The sequence below is a fragment of the Paenibacillus qinlingensis genome, from assembly GCF_013204845.1.
In the GTDB taxonomy this organism is placed as follows: domain Bacteria; phylum Bacillota; class Bacilli; order Paenibacillales; family NBRC-103111; genus Paenibacillus_E; species Paenibacillus_E qinlingensis.
Genome location: NZ_JABMKY010000022.1, coordinates 82,792 through 99,655 on the forward strand (window position 1 = coordinate 82,792; position 16,864 = coordinate 99,655).

The following is a 16,864-nucleotide window of genomic DNA, read 5'->3' on the forward strand; positions in this document are numbered from 1 at the left end:
TTGCGATCCGTTACAACTCTCACTTACCGTTCACAAACTGCTCAATCCCATCCGCGATCCCGAATGCAAGCTTCTGCTGATACGCCGCTTCCGACATGAGCTCGTCCTCTTCCGGATTCGTCATGAACCCTATCTCCACGAGCACGACGGGTACCTTCGACCAATTGAAGCCGCTCAGATCATCTCGCGCCGAAAGCCCGCGTCCCTTCTGGCCTGTCGCTTGCTGCAAGCCGGCTAGGAGCAAACTAGCGGCCTGCTTACTTTCCGCTGCGATAGGCTTCACAGCTGGTTGCGCAGCTGACGGATACAGCACCGAAAACCCCTTCGTACTTGCCGAGGCGTCACCATCTGCATGAATCCGTACAACCAGCGCCGCTCCTGCCTCATTCGCCATATCCGCACGCTGCTTGTTGCTAATATCCACATCATGCGTCTCGCGCGTCATTGTAACGTTGATTCCCCGTCGAGCTAGCTCTGCTTTAAGCAACACGGACACCTCCAGATTGAGTACATACTCTGGTTTCTTCGTACGTACCCCAACTGTGCCGGAGCTGACCTTAGCCTTCGTTTCCCGCGTATCTGGCCCGACTTGCTCAGGTGCGTTATTACCAACCCGTTGATGTCCAGGGTCGATCATCACAAGCTTATTGCTCTTAGAGACACTCGGCAACGTGGTTGGAGCTGGCGTCTTCGTTGGTGTTGGCTTCGTTTCTGGCGTTGCGACAGGTGTCGGAGCCGCTGTTGGCGAAGGCGTAGCTGTTGCTTTCACCTCCAAGGGCGCAGCCGTTGCCTGCGCTGCTGTTGCCTGCGGCGAATCACTTTGCACAGCCTCCGTTGTAGGCAACGCCACAGGTACTGGCTGCTTATCTCCACATCCAGCCAATACCCCAACCAGCGATATGATCGTGGAGAGTATCAGCATTCTTTTATCAAACATCGGCAATTCCCCTTCTTATCTATGCTCTGTATAAAAACAGCCCTCATTCACGAAACTAAACCTACCATGCTTCTCCACATTTGGGAGGTTCTTTATGCAAGCACTTTGGCAATATTTCACTGATCACTGGCTGTCCATTTCATTAATTGTTCTTGCTTTATTGGCGTGTTATTTCGTCTACAAGAACAGGAGTAAATATATTCGCGGTTGGGATAAGAAGTAACTGGATAACCTACAGCTATTTCTCAGCCATCCCTCTTATTATCGGACTTAGATGGAAAATCTACAGTTATTTCTGATCATTTTGCCCAATTAGGCTGAAACTGCTTAAATTAGATGGAGGAAATCCAGCTATTCGTCTAAAATGCGAGATTCCTACCAAATCAGCTGCATGAAATCCAGTTATCCCGCCAATCCCCCTGACATGAAATAAACACAGCCCCCACGCGCACGCCCACAATCGGGTATTCGCTTCTAAGAGGACTGTGTTTTGTTGTTCCTACAATCTATTTCAATGCCTTCATCGCAATATCCGTCCGGTAATGCTTACCTTCAAAATGAATCCGATCCGCGTCCGCATAAGCCTTCTGACGAGCTTCTACGATGTCCTTGCCAAGGCCCGTGATACCAAGCACACGTCCACCATTGGTGACGATTTGCCCGTTCTCATCAACTGCTGTACCCGCGTGGAACACAAGCGCATCCTGCACTTGATCTAAGCCAGTAATCGGCAATCCTTTCGGATACGGTCCAGGGTAACCAGGTGAAGCTACGATCACGCATACTGCCGCTTGTTCGCTCCACTCGATCGACTGCTCAGCCAACGTGCCGTTGTTGATCGCTAGGAAAATATCCAGCAAATCCGTTTTCAATCGCGGCAAAATCACCTGCGTCTCCGGGTCACCGAAGCGTGCGTTGAACTCAATTGTTTTCACACCGTTAGGCGTCAAAATCAGACCCGCATACAGCACGCCTTTGAACGGACGGCCTTCTGCCACCATCGCATCAGCCGTAGGCTGAACGATGTTCACAAGTGCTTCTTGCACGATGGACTCAGGAATATGTGGAAGTGGGGAGTATGTTCCCATTCCGCCTGTGTTCGGTCCTTTATCGTTATCAAAAACCGGCTTATGATCCTGCGAAGGCACCATCAAACGCACAGTCGAACCATCAACGAAAGCCAACAAGGACATCTCTTGTCCTGTCAGGAACTCCTCGATCACGACGCTCGCGCCTGCCGATGCCCCAAAAACCTGCCCAACCATGATGTCTTTCAACGCAGCTTCCGCTTCTTCCATCGTTTGGGCAACCGTAACACCTTTACCAGCGGCTAAGCCGTCTGCTTTAATCACGATTGGCGCCGTTTGCGAGCGCAAGTAAGCAAGTGCCGGCTCATACGCGTCGAATGACTCGTAAGTCGCCGTAGGAATGCTGTATTTTTTGAGCAGCTGCTTCATGAACACTTTGCTGCCTTCAATGATCGCTGCGTTGGCGCGAGGGCCGAATGCTTCGATTCCTTTTGACTCCAAATGATCGACCAAACCTGCCGCTAATGGATCATCAGGCGCAACCATAACCAAGTCAATCGCTTGCTCCTTCGCAAATGAGCTGATCTCTTCGAATTGAAGCTCCGTGATCGGCACGCATTCCGCTAAACCGGCAATCCCGCCGTTTCCTGGTGCGCAGAACAGTTTGCTGATTTTTGGGCTTTTGCTTAGTGCCCATACAATGGCATGCTCGCGTCCGCCACGTCCAATAACTAATACACGCATCTTTGGAAACCCCTCTCATGGGGAATGCCCACGGTCCACTTACGAATCGTGAGCATTCTCAATTGTTTTAGTGTTTAAAGTGACGAACGCCTGTCATGACCATTGCAATGCCATTTTCGTTCGCTACACGAATAGATTCTTCGTCTTTGATGGAGCCGCCTGGCTGAATCACTGCTGTGATGCCTGCTTTTGCTGCCATTTCGAGTGTATCGCCCATCGGGAAGAACGCATCGGACGAAAGGACGGAACCCTTCGACTTGTCGCCAGCTTGCTCGATCGCGATTTTCGCTGCGCCGACACGGTTCATTTGACCCGCACCTACGCCCACAGTCATATCGTCAGCCACAAGTACGATGGCGTTAGATTTAACGTGCTTAACGACTTTCCATGCGAAAAGCAATTGCTTCATCTCTTCCGCTGTCGGTTGACGCTCGGAAACGACTTTCAGATCAGCTTCTGTCAGTTGACGAGCGTCGCTAGCTTGTACTAGCATGCCGCCTTCAACAGTTGTAATCACGGGCTGGGACTCACGACCAGCAATGGTATCCAAACCGGCTACTTTGAGTAAGCGGATGTTTTTCTTTTTAGCCAGAATCTCAAGGGCTTCTGGTGTAAAATCTGGCGCGATAACGATCTCCAAGAAGATCTCATGCAACAATTGTGCAGTCGCTTCGTCGATCGCACGGTTTGCAGCCACGATCCCACCGAAGATGGAAGTCGGATCTGCATTGTACGCTTTCGTGTAAGCTTCAAGCACATTCGTACCGATACCTACGCCGCAAGGGTTCATGTGCTTAACGGCAACAACTGCAGGCTCGCTGAACTCTTTTACGATCTGTAGCGCTGTGTTAGCGTCATTAATATTGTTGTACGATAATTCTTTACCGTGTAATTGTTCAGCCGTTGTGATGTTGCCAGCAGCCGCATTCGGCGTGCGGTAAAACGCTGCGCTTTGGTGCGGGTTCTCGCCGTAGCGAAGCTCTTGCATTTTTTCATACGTTACTGTGTAACGCTCTGGGTAAGGCTCGCCTTGGAGGCCAGTCAAATAGTCACCAATCAAAGCATCGTAAGCGCCTGTGTGACGGAACACTTTTGCTGCAAGACGTTTACGCGTTGCCAGCGTTGTGTCACCAGTCTCTTGCACTTCTTCCAGAACTTTCGCGTAGTCGTTAGTGTCAACGATAACGGAAACGAAAGCATGGTTTTTCGCTGCGGAACGAAGCATGGTAGGTCCACCGATATCGATGTTCTCGATCGCATCTTCGTAAGTCACGTCAGGCTTCGCAATCGTCTCTGCAAAAGGATACAAATTCACGACAACAAGATCAATGTACTCCAGGCCAAGCTCTTTCATGCTCGCTTGGTGCTCTTCGTTGTCACGAACAGCCAAAAGTCCGCCATGCACGTTCGGGTGAAGTGTTTTCACACGGCCGTCCATGATTTCCGGGAACCCTGTAACCTCCGAAATACCGATAACCGGTACCCCTTTATCCTTTAACAAACTAAGCGTACCACCTGTGGAAATGATCTCAACGCCCAGCTTTGACAGCTCGCTCGCGAATTCAACGATGCCCGTTTTATCGAAAACGGAGATCAGTGCTCTTTTGATTGCCACTATGCTTCCTCCTTAGGGAATGGGATTGTATGTGAATGAGTGAAAAGGCTGAAAAAAATATAAAAATGAGTGCAAAATTGAATCCTTCAATGAGGGATTTCAGATCATCAGCTACTCCAAGTTCCTCGACGAACAACGATTGTCCTAAAAAGCAACAGTTGAAGGAACGCGACAAGTTAAACCCTCGGGGGATTAAACCTTCCCCTTGAACGGCTCAGTTCTTCGCGACGCTGCAAGCGCGTTTTTCACCGCTACAGCTCGGTCAACGGCACTATTCGGCTCGGCACGACGCTGTAAGCGCGTTTTTCACCGCTACAGCTCGGTCAACGGCACTATTCGGCTCGGCACGACGCTGTAAGCGCGTTTTTCACCGCTACAGCTCGGTCAACGGCACTATTCGGTTCGGCACGACGCTGTAAGCGTGTTTTTCACCGCTACAGCTCGGTCAACGGCACTATTCGGTTCGGCACGACGCTGTAAGCGTGTTTTTCACCGCTACAGCTTCGCGGGAGGCTACGCTAACCCCCTACTTCCGCACGCTAACCCTGCGGCCGTCCAAGCTCACGCGGCCCTCGCGCAGCCACCGCACAACCTGCGGCAGCAGCACGTGCTCAGCCGCATGGATTCGCTCCGTGAGCGAATCCGCCGTCTCGTGCTCGTGGATCTCCACGGCACGCTGGGCAATGATCGGGCCGGAGTCCAGCCCGCCATCAACAAAATGCACCGTGACGCCTGTCTGCTTCACGCCATACTCAACCGCCTGTTCCACAGCGCGGACGCCGGGGAACGATGGCAACAAAGATGGATGAATGTTAATCATCCGCCCAAAGTAAGGCTCAACCAGCACATTCGTAATAATCCGCATGTAGCCTGCCATCACGACCAGATCAACCTGGCGGTCCTGCAGCTCTTTCAAGATCAGCGTCTCATACGCCTCGCGGCTTTCGTACTCCTTCGGGTTGAAGGCAAACACAGGCACCTTTGCTTCCTTGGCACGCTCAACAACGAATGCCTTTGGGCGATCACAGACAAGAAGCTCGATGCTGACATCAAGCTTCCCCTTCTGTACCTGATCCACAATAGCCTGAAAATTCGAGCCGCTGCCTGAAGCCATAACCGCAATGCGATAAGGCTGCATTAGACGTCAGCTCCTTGGAACGTAACTACACGCTCGCCTTCAGTAACAACACCTAAACGGTAAGCTTTCTCGCCTTGCGCTTCCGCTGCAGCAATGGCTTTCTCAGCATCGTCAGCCGCTACAATGACAACCATCCCGATTCCCATGTTGAACGTGCGGAACATATCATTGTTCGTGATGTTGCCTACACGCTGCATCAAGGAGAAAATCGGAAGGATCGGCCATGATCCGTATTGGATATCCACGTTTACGCCATCTGGCAGAACGCGCGGGATATTTTCGATGAAACCGCCGCCTGTGATATGCGCCATACCTTTGATCGCTACGTCTTCCAACATAGCTAGGACAGGCTTCACATACAGCTTCGTTGGTTCAAGCAACACGTTACCAAGCTTATCGCCAAGCTCTTCTACATGCCCTTGAAGGGTATAACCGTTATCTTCAAGCAAAAGCTTACGCACAAGCGAGAACCCGTTACTGTGCACACCGCTTGAAGCTAGCCCTAGCACGACATCTCCAGGACGGATCGTTGTTCCGTCGATAATCTTTTTCTTGTCGACGATTCCAACCGTAAAGCCAGCAATGTCATACTCCCCTTCAGCATACATGCCCGGCATTTCCGCCGTTTCACCACCGATTAGTGAGCAACCTGATTGCGCACAACCGTCGGCGATCCCTTTAATAATCGCTTCAATTTTCTCTGGAATGACTTTGTCACAAGCGAGATAGTCGAGGAAAAACAATGGCTCTGCGCCTTGAACGATAATATCGTTCACACACATGGCAACCGCGTCGATCCCAATCGTATCATGCTTATCCATGGCAAAAGCAATCTTCAGCTTCGTGCCCACGCCGTCCGTACCCGATACGAGTACAGGCTCCTCATACTTGTCTTTGTTCAAGCTGAACAGCCCGCCGAAGCCACCGAGATCTGTTAACACTTCAGGACGGAATGTCCGTTTAACGTGCTTTTTCATCCGTTCTACTGCTTCGTTCCCCGCCGCGATATCGACGCCAGCCTTTTTATAAGCATCCGACACTGACCAACACTCCTTAGTTTGTCTATATATGGGGGAGGTCGTTAGACCCCCGTTTTCTCTCTTTTGCTGTTAATCACAAGCACAGCCAACCTTCGTCACATCAACGATTTCCGTTGGGTAGCTGTTGTCGAAGCAAGCTGTACAATATCCGCTTGCTTTCCCTGCGGAACCTTGACCGATTGAATCCAACAATCCATCTTTCGTTAAAAAATGAAGCGAATCCGCGTTGATTGCCTTGCGAATTTCCTCGATCGAATTCATCGCCGCGATAAGCTCTTTGCGGTCCGGTGTATCAATCCCGTAGTAACAAGGGTTCATAAAAGGCGGCGAAGAAATCCGCACGTGAACTTCCGTTGCTCCTGCTTCACGAAGCAGGTTGACGATGCGTAAGGACGTTGTCCCACGAACGATGGAGTCATCGATCATCACGACACGCTTGCCTTCGACCACTTTCCGAACGGCGCTCAGTTTCATTTTGACACCTTGCTCACGAAGCTCTTGGCTTGGAATGATGAACGTCCGGCCTGTGTAGCGGTTCTTGATCAGACCCAACTCATAAGGAATTCCCGTTTGTTCCGCAAAGCCAATCGCAGCTGAAATACTGGAATCCGGCACGCCGGTTACAATGTCCGCATCCACGAAGGCTTCCATCGCCAAGCGTTTACCCATCCGTTTACGAGCGGAGTGAATATTGACCGTGTCGATGTCGCTGTCTGGACGAGCAAAGTAGATGTATTCCATCGCACAAATCGCGCGCTTGCCGCCTTCTGTAAACTGCTCGGAACGGAAGCCGTCACGATCAATTACAATGATCTCCCCAGGCTGTACATCACGGAAATAGGTTGCCCCAACCGCATCAAATGCACATGTCTCGGACGCGAATAAGTAAGCATCTCCGAGTCGGCCGATCATGAACGGACGTAAGCCGTTCGGATCAAGCGCAGCAATCAATTTATCTTTCGTAATAATAAGGAATGCAAAGCCGCCGATGACTTGATTCATCGCATCTTTCACAGCGTCAACGATATCATCATGCTCGGAACGAGCAATCAGATGCGCCATAACCTCAGTATCACTTGTTGTTTGGAAAATGGAACCCTTACGCTCCAGCTCACGTTTGATAATGTTGGCATTATCAAGGTTCCCGTTCGTCGCAATCGCTAGATCGCCCTCACGGTATTTGAACACGAGCGGCTGTGCATTCGCCAACTTGCTTTCGCCTGCTGTTGAGTAACGAACATGAGCGATAGCCGTTGAACCCGTAAGTGGATGCAAATTATCATTTGTAAAAACTTCCTTCGCAAGTCCCATGCCACGGTAATAATTAAATTTGCCTTCATCCACTGTACAAATGCCGGCACTTTCCTGTCCACGATGCTGAAGAGCATGCAATCCGTAATAACACAGGGAGGAAGCGTCGGGATGACCGTACACCCCGAACACCCCGCACTCTTCGTTCAGCTTATCGAACAATCCGCCTTGGCCGCCAATACCTTCGTTGTAATAGTCACCTGTCCAAAGCTCATGCTGACCATTCGCAAGTTGTTCCAATGGTGCAACAGGAAGCTTCAGGGCCTTGGATTGTTTCACGCCATTAGACATGGAATCGCATCCTTCCAGACTTTCGCCAGCTCGTTTACAGGAGACTGGAGACGCTGTTCGTCATTGATTTTCACAGTGAGGTAAGAACCTGTTACTTTTCCGATTTCTTGATAAGGTACACCTTGGGAAGCGATCCAATGCTTAAGGGCATCGGCTTTGTCTGGTGTAGCGCTAAGTACGATACGTGATTGCGATTCACTGAACAATGCGAAATCTGGACGAAGATCGGACGCTACATTAACTTCTGCGCCGATGTTTCCGCTAATACAGCTTTCTGCAAGTGCTACAGCCAATCCGCCTTCAGACAAGTCATGCGCAGATGCAACAAGACCTTCTTGAATCGCTTTGAGTACTGCGTTTTGCAGGCGTTTTTCAGTTGCCAAGTCCAACTCAGGAGGACGGCCTTCGGTTACACCGTGAATCACATATTGGAATTCACTGCCGCCGAGCTCAGCTTTCGTCTCGCCTAGCAGGATAATGATGTCGCCTTCGTTTTTGAAATTCTGTGTCGTGATGTGATCGATGTCATGAACAAGTCCAACCATCCCGATAACTGGTGTAGGGTAGATCGCGCCTTTGGCGTTCTCGTTGTAAAGAGAAACGTTACCGCCGATAACCGGCGTATCCAAGAAGCGGCAAGCTTCTGCCATACCGTCAGTGGATTTCTCCAACTGCCAGAATATTTCTGGCTTGTCCGGGGAACCGAAATTCAGGTTGTCTGTCACAGCAAGCGGCTCAGCACCGGAACAAACAACGTTACGCGCTGCTTCGGATACGGCGATACGTCCGCCCACTTCTGGATCCAAGTACACGTAGCGTCCGTTACAGTCCGTTGTCATCGCAAGACCTTTGCGCGTGCCGCGGATTGTTACTACTGCTGCGTCTGAACCTGGACGCACAGCTGTTTCTGTACGAACCATGTAGTCATATTGGTTGTAAACCCACTCTTTGCTCGCTACCGTCGGGGATGCGAGTACGGATTTCAGCGCTTCCGTCAACTTCGTTACCTCTGGGTAACGCGTTGTGTCAATCGCTGCGCTTGCTTCATAATAAGCCGGCACTTTGCTTGGCTTATTGTAAACTGGGCACTCGTCAACGAGTGCGCCTACAGGCATGTTCGCCACGACTTCACCGTGGTGGATTAGCTTCAAGAAGCCGTCGTCAGTAACTTTACCGACTTTCGCACAGTGCAAGCCCCAACGTTCGAAGATGCCCTTAGCTTGCGCCTCATCCTTCGGCTCAACAACGAATAGCATACGCTCTTGGGACTCAGACAACATCATTTCATACGCTGTCATGCCTTCTTCACGTTGTGGAACTTCATCCAGGTACAACTCCATGCCGTTACCTGCTTTACTTGCCATCTCAGCGGAGGAACAAGTAAGTCCCGCTGCACCCATATCTTGAATTCCAAGCACGATGCCGGAATCGATTAACTCTAAACAAGCTTCTAGCACTAGCTTTTCCATGAACGGATCGCCAACTTGTACCGCTGGACGCTTCGCTTCGGATTCAGCTGTCAATTCCTCGGATGCGAATGTCGCACCGTGGATACCGTCGCGGCCTGTTGCTGGGCCTACGTAGAAGACTGGGTTGCCAACACCTTTGGCAACACCGCGTTGGATCATGTCGTGGTCGATAAGACCCACGCACATTGCGTTAACAAGCGGGTTTCCTTCGTAACTCTCGTCGAACATCACTTCGCCGCCAACTGTCGGAATCCCGATACAGTTACCGTATCCAGCGATACCGGAAACAACGTGCTCGAACAAGTACTTCACGCGGTCATTTTCCAATTTACCGAAACGCAAGGAGTTAAGTAGAGCAACTGGTCGTGCACCCATGGAGAAAATATCACGAATAATACCGCCCACACCTGTCGCTGCGCCTTGGTAAGGCTCGATAGCGGAAGGGTGGTTATGACTTTCGATTTTGAAAACAACCGCTTGGTTGTCCCCGATATCTACAATCCCTGCACCTTCACCAGGTCCCATGAGAACGCGAGGTCCTGTAACTGGGAATTTGCGAAGAACAGGTTTGGAATTTTTGTAAGAACAATGCTCGGACCACATTACGCTGAATACGCCGATTTCTACATAGTTCGGAGTACGTCCAAGGAAACCACAAATCTTAGCAAACTCCTCGTCGGTTACGCCCATTTGCTTGTAAATCTTCTGTTCCGCGATTTGTTCCGGAGATGGTTCCTTAGCGGATAGCTGCTGCGTCATGTTTTTCCCTCCAAGCACTTAGAATTGATGTGAACATTTTCTTACCGTCTGCGGAGCCTAGAATCTCATGAATGGCGCGCTCTGGATGGGGCATCATACCCACTACGTTCCCTGCTTTGTTGCTGATTCCTGCGATATCATCAAGTGATCCGTTCGGGTTGTTGCCCGCTTCATAACGGAACACGATTTGGTTGTTTTCTTGCAATTCTTTTAGTGTAGCATCGTCACAGTAGTAGTTGCCTTCACCGTGAGCGATCGGAATGTTGATCAATTCACCTTCGGCATAATCACGTGTGAACGCCGTTGTGTTGTTTTCAACTTTCAGAACCGCTTGGTGACAGCGGAATTTCATGCCGTTATTGCGAAGCAATGCGCCTGGCAATAAGCGAGCTTCCGTCAACACTTGGAATCCGTTACAAATACCTAGAATGTATTTGCCTTCTTCCGCAGCTTTCACGACAGCTTTCATTACGTTTGTGAACTGAGCAATTGCTCCACAACGCAGGTAATCCCCGTAAGAGAATCCTCCTGGTACTAGGATACAATCGTATTTGGACAAGTCACCGTCCGTATGCCATACATAGTCAACAGGTTGACCAATTGTGTCTTCAATCGCTTTGTACAAGTCGATATCGCAATTCGATCCCGGGAACACAAGAACCGCAAAATTCATGGTTTTTCCTCCTAAAAGTTGTGCGTTAATGGTTGATTACACCAATTCGTAACGGTAGTCTTCGATAACTGTGTTTGCTAGTAACTTCTCGCACATTGCTTTCACGCGTGCTTCTGCTTCTGCTCTGTCTGTTGTACCAAGTTCAAGCTCCAAGTATTTACCGATGCGCACTTTGCCAACTTCTTCGAAGCCCATGGAGTGAAGTGCTCCTTGTACTGCCGTTCCTTGCACGTCCAATACGTTCTGTTTAATCGTTACATAGACTGTTGCTTTCATCGTGAAATCGCTCCTCAGCGTTATTTTTAATCAACCAAGCGGTGCAAAATTTCTTTATATCGGTTCGAAGTCTCTTCCACAACAGAGGCTGGAAGCTCGTCCGGTTCACTATTTTTATCCCAACCTGATCCCGCTAAGTACGTGCGAACAGGCTCTTTGTCCATGGAATCGATCTCGACATCCAAGGCGTATTTATCTTGTGACCAGTAACGGGAAGAATCCGGCGTAAAGATCTCATCAATAATAATAAGTTCACCCGCATAAAAACCGAATTCAAACTTCGTATCGGCCAAAATGATGCCTTTTTGCTCGCAGATGCTATGCGCCAACGTGTACAGCATAATGCTGCGCTCTTGCAGAGCATACGTCAGCTCTTCGCCAACAAGCTCGATCATTTGTTCAATAGAAATATCCTCATCGTGACCCACATCGTTTTTCGCTGCAGGTGTGAAAATCGGATCGTTCAAACGCTCGTTCTTGCGCAATCCTTCAGGCAATTTGCGGCCATTGATTTCGCCAGTACTTGCGTACTGTCTCCAGCCATTCCCCGTAATGTAGCCGCGTACCACGCACTCGATGGAGATACGCTCTGCCTTTTTCGCCACGATGATACGCTCTTTCAAAAGCTCCCGATCCGCTGCACTTGGAATAATGGCATGAAGCTTCTCAACATCTGTATGAATGATGTGATTGTTCATATAACCGCTAGTAATGCCGAACCAGTACTTGCTCAGGGCATTGAGTACATACCCTTTATCTGGAACGCCAGGCTTCAAAATGTAATCAAAAGCCGAAATCCGATCCGTTACCACGATCAAAAAACTATCGCCAAGATCATACAACTCACGTACTTTGCCTTTGTGCACCAGAGGCGCATTAATCATTTCCTCAGCTGTATCTACGATCACGCTTGCGTTTGCCACGAATTCCACACCCTTTCCCCTTCAAATCTATCTGTTCGTTCACTAACTTCTAGTTCAAACCAAGACGGTCAAAGATCGTGCTTACATGTTTCAAATGCCAGCTTGGATCGAAGCAATCTGCGATTTCTTCTGGGCTTAACACCTCGGTGATCACCGATGCATTCTCAACGATTTCGCGGAAGGAGCGTTGCTCTTCCCATGCTTGCATCGCTCTCGGCTGTACGGTATCGTACGCTTGCTCACGAGCAAAGCCTTTGTCGATCAGCTTCGTCATGACGCGGCCGGAGAATGGAACATCGTACGTGCTGCGCATGTTGCGTTTCATGTTCTCTGGGAACACTGTCAGGTTCTTGATGATGTTACCCAGACGGTTCAACATGTAGTTCAACAACTGTGTTGCATCCGGTAAAATAATACGCTCTACGGAGGAGTGCGAAATGTCGCGCTCATGCCAAAGCGTTACGTTCTCGTAAGCCGACACCATGTGTCCACGAATTACGCGAGATAGACCGGAAATGCTTTCGCAACCGATTGGGTTACGTTTGTGCGGCATTGCGGAGGAGCCTTTTTGACCCTTAGCAAACGGCTCTTCAACTTCGCGGAACTCACTCTTTTGAAGTGCGCGAATTTCCGTAGCAAATTTATCAAGGGATGTTGCTACTAGTGCCAATGTAGCCATGTATTCAGCGTGACGGTCACGTTGCAATGTTTGTGTGGAGATTGGCGCTGCTTTTGTTCCAAGCTTGCCACATACATACTCTTCAACGAACGGATCGATGTTTGCATATGTTCCTACTGCTCCAGAGATTTTACCGAATTGCACGCCATCAGCGGCAAAGCGGAAACGCTCCAGGTTACGCTTCATTTCCTCGTACCATAGCGCCATTTTCAAACCAAACGTCGTTGGCTCTGCATGAACACCATGCGTTCTACCCATCATCGCTGTATCTCTATGCTCAATCGCTTTATTGCGAAGGATTTCGATGAAGTTCTGGATGTCTTTGTCCAAAATTTCGTTCGCTTGACGCAGCAAGTAACCAAGTGCTGTATCTACAACGTCCGTTGATGTTAAGCCGTAGTGAACCCATTTACGCTCAGGCCCTAATGTCTCGGAAACCGCTCTTGTGAAGGCGATCACGTCATGACGCGTCTCTTGCTCGATTTCATAAATACGATCGATGTTAAAGCTTGCTTTTTCGCGCAATACTTTTACATCTTCTTTCGGAATAACACCTAGCTCTGACCAAGCTTCGCAAGAAAGAATTTCAACTTCCAACCAAGCGTTAAATTTATTTTCTTCTGTCCAAATGCGTGCCATTTCAGGGCGTGTATAACGTTCAATCATGTTTCCGTTCCTCCAATGAGTTTCATTTACTTACTTTCCCAAATGCCTGTCTGTTCTATCCAAGTCAATGCTTTCTCAACATCATCTGTTAAAAGGTTGATATGACCCATCTTGCGTTTCACTTTCGCCTCTTTCTTGCCGTACAAATGAAGTTTGGCAGAGACGCCTAATGCTTCATTTTCTAAGAAGCCCGGCTCAGCAAGTTGATCATGCAGCGGCGCAATGTGCTCACCTAGCAAGTTGACCATGACCACAGGTGTAATCAGTTCTGTTGAACCTAGCGGCAAATTGCAGATTGCGCGTACGTGCTGCTCGAACTGAGAAGTCCGGCAAGCTTCCATCGTATAGTGGCCGGAATTGTGAGGGCGCGGCGCCAACTCATTGACGTATAACTGGCCATCCTTCGTCAGGAATAGCTCAACCGCGATCAACCCAATCACACCGAGCGACTCCGCGATGCGAATCGCGAGTTCTTCGGCTGCCTTCTGCACGGGCACAGGAATACGTGCCGGCACGATGGATTCGTGCAGAATATTATGTACATGTATATTTTCAGCAGCAGGAAATGCCTTTACCTCGCCGCGTGGACTTCTAGCTGCAATAACGGATAATTCCTTGTCAAAATGAATGAATTGTTCGAGAACCAGCTCGGTTTTGGCCCGGCTTAAGGTTTCATAAGCTTCGGCGACCTCATCTAAGGAGCGAAGCACCCATTGCCCTTTGCCGTCATAACCGCCTGTAGCGGTTTTGAGTACGCATGGCGTACCGAAGCGCTCGGCTGCTTCCCGCAGCTCCGCTTCGCTTGTGATCTCTGCATAAGGCGCTACTGGAACGCCTGCCGCTTCAATCGCTCTTTTCTCGCGAAGACGGTGCTGAGTCGTGTATAAAAGTTGACTGCCTTGTGGAACATAGGACTCTTCCATCAAGATGTTGGTGACGTGTGCGTCGACGTTTTCGAATTCGTATGTGATTACGTCCGAACGTGCGGCAAGCCTTCTGGCTGCTTCCACATCGTCGAAGTCCGCTTGAATCTGATCCGCGACTTGGCCGCAAGGTGCGTCCTCTGTCGGATCGAGCGCTACGAAGCGATATCCCATGTTGCGTCCGGCTAGCGTAAGCATGCGCCCTAATTGCCCGCCGCCAAGAATGCCGATTGTGCCTCCTGGCTGGATTACCTTACCGCTGGATACCTCGCTCATAGCTGGTCACTGCTTTCTAGCACCGTTTGCGTAATACGCGCGCGGCGTGCTTTCACTTTCGCTTGGATCTCTGGATCAAAAGCGCCCAGAATCTGCGCAGCGAGCAAGCCTGCGTTCGTAGCACCCGCATGGCCGATCGCAACTGTAGCAACCGGAATGCCGCCTGGCATTTGTACAATAGAGAGCAGAGAGTCCATACCATTCAACGTGGACGTTTTGACTGGAACACCAATAACCGGTAGCTCAGTTTTGGCAGCTACCATTCCTGGTAAATGCGCCGCACCGCCTGCTCCAGCAATAATGACTTGTAGCCCGCGTTCGATAGCCGATGCTGCATAGTCAAACATTAGATCGGGCGTTCTATGCGCGGAGACAACCTTCTTCTCATACGCTATACCCAGTTCGTCCAACATATCACAAGCGTGCTTCATCGTTTCCCAATCCGACTGGCTTCCCATAATTACACCAACACGTACCGTCATCACAAACCTCTTTCTGAAAGCCGACTTTTTAAAATCTTCATTTAATAATAAAAAATGCCCAGAGCTAGAATTCACGATTCTATACGCTGGACAGCAAAAGAACCGAATGCAAAAAGACCATCATTTCCTATGGTTCCCCTCATTCGCTTCCTCGTAGTCCAAAAATTCATGGTTTTTGGGTAGATACTTCCAGGCCTTATTCCTGATTTTATACGAGTTGTTTCGACATTTTCAATTAGTGCGGCTTCATTTCCCGCTTTCCTAGTTTACTACCAACTAACGTGCCATGTCAATTTGAAAAAACGAACGATTTTCTCTTATTTCTTTTAAATAGTTCGCTTTTTAGGCACATTTTCTAGCTTTTACCTGTTCATGAGGAAAGATGCGTTTCTCAACCGTTTCTCAACACTTCTATATGAAATCCTCCGTTGTTCCTAGACATCCAAATCACTTCGTTAACGAACTTTCATATTTTTCGACAATCACGCACTTTGAATATTTAAAAATGAAATAAACACACTGACATATAGTTGTCAGTGTGTACCGTTTACAATACTCATATAGCACCAATACTTCATATATGAGGAGGGATTATACAATGAATACAAAGCAAACATTAAGAGGTTTTGCAACCATTAGTTATTGGGCTGATGATGTGGGGGCTGCACAGGCATGGTACTCTGAGCTGTTGGGCATTAAACCTTACTTCGAAAAATCGGGACCCGATGGTCAACTGGTCTATGCCGAATTTCGTCTTGGCGACTACCAGCATGAACTAGGTCTGATCGATCGCCGCTTTGCCCATCCGCATGCATCGACCAGCCTTGGTGGAGCTATCATGTACTGGCATGTTGATAATATTGAAGCCACGCTTACGAATTTGAAAGCTATGGGAGCAGTCGAGTACGAACCACTTGTACACCGCGGGGAGGGATTCATCACAGCCTCCGTCACAGATCCCTTTGGAAACGTGTTGGGCATTATGTACAATGCTCACTATTTAGAAATAGTGAATGCCAAAATAATGAATGCCACAAATCGGGAGTGACTAGTCATTATGATTATAGATAACATAGTACACGTACAGACGCGACAAGAATGGCGGGAGTGGCTAGCCAACCATCACAGCACTGAAAATTATTGTTGGTTAGTTCCTACTCATCGCACTTCCATGAGTTACATTGATTTCGTTGAAGAGGCCTTATGCTTCGGCTGGATCGATAGCACAACTAAAAAAGTAGATGACACCCACACTGCGCAACGATTCTCGCCTAGGAAAAAAAAGAGTAAATGGACAGAGCTCAATAAAGAACGAGTCCGACGTTTAGATAAATTAGGGTTCATGACTGAATCAGGGCATCGAGTACTGCCCGATATGAACACCGCATCATTCGTCATAGATGAAGATATCTTAAACCAACTACGTCAGGACGAAGTGCTGTATGGCCATTTTCAGTCCTTGCCAGATCTCTACGTGAGAGTGAAACTCGACAATATTCAATCTGTACGGAACGATGTAACGTTATATCAGAATCGATTAACCAAGTTCATTGAACATACCCGTCTCAATAAAATATATGGACAATGGCATGATAATGGCCGACTACTCGCGTACTAATCCCGTACTAGAATTC

Annotated in this window: 16 protein-coding genes and 1 riboswitch; of the genes, 3 read left to right on the forward strand and 13 right to left on the reverse strand. The window is 49.0% G+C overall.

Annotated elements, in window-relative coordinates; genetic code table 11:
* Positions 1-19: 19 nt before the first annotated feature.
* Positions 20-937 carry an N-acetylmuramoyl-L-alanine amidase family protein gene (locus tag HQN88_RS28845; protein WP_173119034.1) on the reverse strand — a complete coding sequence of 306 codons (918 nt, stop codon included), beginning with the start codon at positions 935-937 and terminating at the stop codon, positions 20-22.
* Positions 938-1,031: 94 nt separating this feature from the next.
* Between HQN88_RS28845 and HQN88_RS38195 the strand changes: the two genes are divergently transcribed.
* Positions 1,032-1,160, forward strand: a complete 129-nt coding sequence (locus HQN88_RS38195; protein WP_274318906.1) for a hypothetical protein — start codon at positions 1,032-1,034, stop codon at positions 1,158-1,160.
* A 283-nt stretch (positions 1,161-1,443) separates the two neighbouring features.
* Here HQN88_RS38195 and purD read toward each other — a convergent pair whose 3' ends face one another.
* The 12 genes from purD to purE form a co-directional block, all read right to left on the reverse strand.
* The gene (gene purD / locus HQN88_RS28850; protein ID WP_173119036.1) at positions 1,444-2,709 is read right to left on the reverse strand and encodes a phosphoribosylamine--glycine ligase; all 1,266 of its coding nucleotides are present in this window, start codon (positions 2,707-2,709) and stop codon (positions 1,444-1,446) included.
* A gap of 67 nt (positions 2,710-2,776) precedes the next feature.
* Positions 2,777-4,324, reverse strand: coding sequence for a bifunctional phosphoribosylaminoimidazolecarboxamide formyltransferase/IMP cyclohydrolase (gene purH / locus HQN88_RS28855; protein ID WP_173119038.1), 1,548 nt, complete (start codon positions 4,322-4,324; stop codon positions 2,777-2,779).
* Positions 4,325-4,850: 526 nt separating this feature from the next.
* Positions 4,851-5,462, reverse strand: coding sequence for a phosphoribosylglycinamide formyltransferase (purN, locus tag HQN88_RS28860; protein ID WP_173119040.1), 612 nt, complete (start codon positions 5,460-5,462; stop codon positions 4,851-4,853).
* On the reverse strand, positions 5,462-6,502 hold the full coding sequence (gene purM / locus HQN88_RS28865; RefSeq protein WP_173119042.1) for a phosphoribosylformylglycinamidine cyclo-ligase: 1,041 nt from the start codon (positions 6,500-6,502) through the stop codon (positions 5,462-5,464). Before purM ends, purN begins: the two co-directional genes overlap by 1 nt.
* Positions 6,503-6,571: 69 nt before the next feature.
* Positions 6,572-8,104, reverse strand: coding sequence for an amidophosphoribosyltransferase (purF, locus tag HQN88_RS28870; protein WP_173119044.1), 1,533 nt, complete (start codon positions 8,102-8,104; stop codon positions 6,572-6,574).
* Entirely contained in the window at positions 8,089-10,332 is a 2,244-nt protein-coding gene (purL, locus tag HQN88_RS28875; RefSeq protein ID WP_173119046.1) for a phosphoribosylformylglycinamidine synthase subunit PurL, read from the reverse strand. The genes purF and purL overlap by 16 nt, the downstream gene beginning before the upstream one ends.
* Positions 10,310-11,005 carry a phosphoribosylformylglycinamidine synthase subunit PurQ gene (gene purQ, locus HQN88_RS28880; protein WP_056612769.1) on the reverse strand — a complete coding sequence of 232 codons (696 nt, stop codon included), beginning with the start codon at positions 11,003-11,005 and terminating at the stop codon, positions 10,310-10,312. Before purQ ends, purL begins: the two co-directional genes overlap by 23 nt.
* Positions 11,006-11,041: 36 nt before the next feature.
* The gene (gene purS / locus HQN88_RS28885) at positions 11,042-11,281 is read right to left on the reverse strand and encodes a phosphoribosylformylglycinamidine synthase subunit PurS (RefSeq protein WP_028556672.1); all 240 of its coding nucleotides are present in this window, start codon (positions 11,279-11,281) and stop codon (positions 11,042-11,044) included.
* Positions 11,282-11,307: 26 nt separating this feature from the next.
* On the reverse strand, positions 11,308-12,189 hold the full coding sequence (locus HQN88_RS28890) for a phosphoribosylaminoimidazolesuccinocarboxamide synthase (protein WP_173119090.1): 882 nt from the start codon (positions 12,187-12,189) through the stop codon (positions 11,308-11,310).
* Between the two features lie 64 nt (positions 12,190-12,253).
* Positions 12,254-13,549, reverse strand: a complete 1,296-nt coding sequence (gene purB / locus HQN88_RS28895; RefSeq protein ID WP_056612767.1) for an adenylosuccinate lyase — start codon at positions 13,547-13,549, stop codon at positions 12,254-12,256.
* 26 nt (positions 13,550-13,575) lie between these two features.
* The gene (gene purK, locus HQN88_RS28900; RefSeq protein WP_173119048.1) at positions 13,576-14,748 is read right to left on the reverse strand and encodes a 5-(carboxyamino)imidazole ribonucleotide synthase; all 1,173 of its coding nucleotides are present in this window, start codon (positions 14,746-14,748) and stop codon (positions 13,576-13,578) included.
* The gene (purE, locus tag HQN88_RS28905; protein ID WP_056612763.1) at positions 14,745-15,230 is read right to left on the reverse strand and encodes a 5-(carboxyamino)imidazole ribonucleotide mutase; all 486 of its coding nucleotides are present in this window, start codon (positions 15,228-15,230) and stop codon (positions 14,745-14,747) included. The genes purK and purE overlap by 4 nt, the downstream gene beginning before the upstream one ends.
* A 134-nt stretch (positions 15,231-15,364) precedes the next feature.
* A riboswitch (purine riboswitch) is annotated at positions 15,365-15,466 on the reverse strand.
* A 362-nt stretch (positions 15,467-15,828) separates the two neighbouring features.
* On the opposite strand from purE, the gene HQN88_RS28910 reads away from it, so the two are divergent.
* Complete coding sequence (locus HQN88_RS28910; protein ID WP_173119050.1) at positions 15,829-16,278, forward strand: VOC family protein; 450 nt, start codon at positions 15,829-15,831, stop codon at positions 16,276-16,278.
* Between the two features lie 9 nt (positions 16,279-16,287).
* Positions 16,288-16,848: a YdeI/OmpD-associated family protein gene (locus HQN88_RS28915; RefSeq protein WP_173119052.1), complete on the forward strand. Its 561-nt coding sequence runs from the start codon at positions 16,288-16,290 to the stop codon at positions 16,846-16,848.
* Positions 16,849-16,864: the final 16 nt, after the last annotated feature.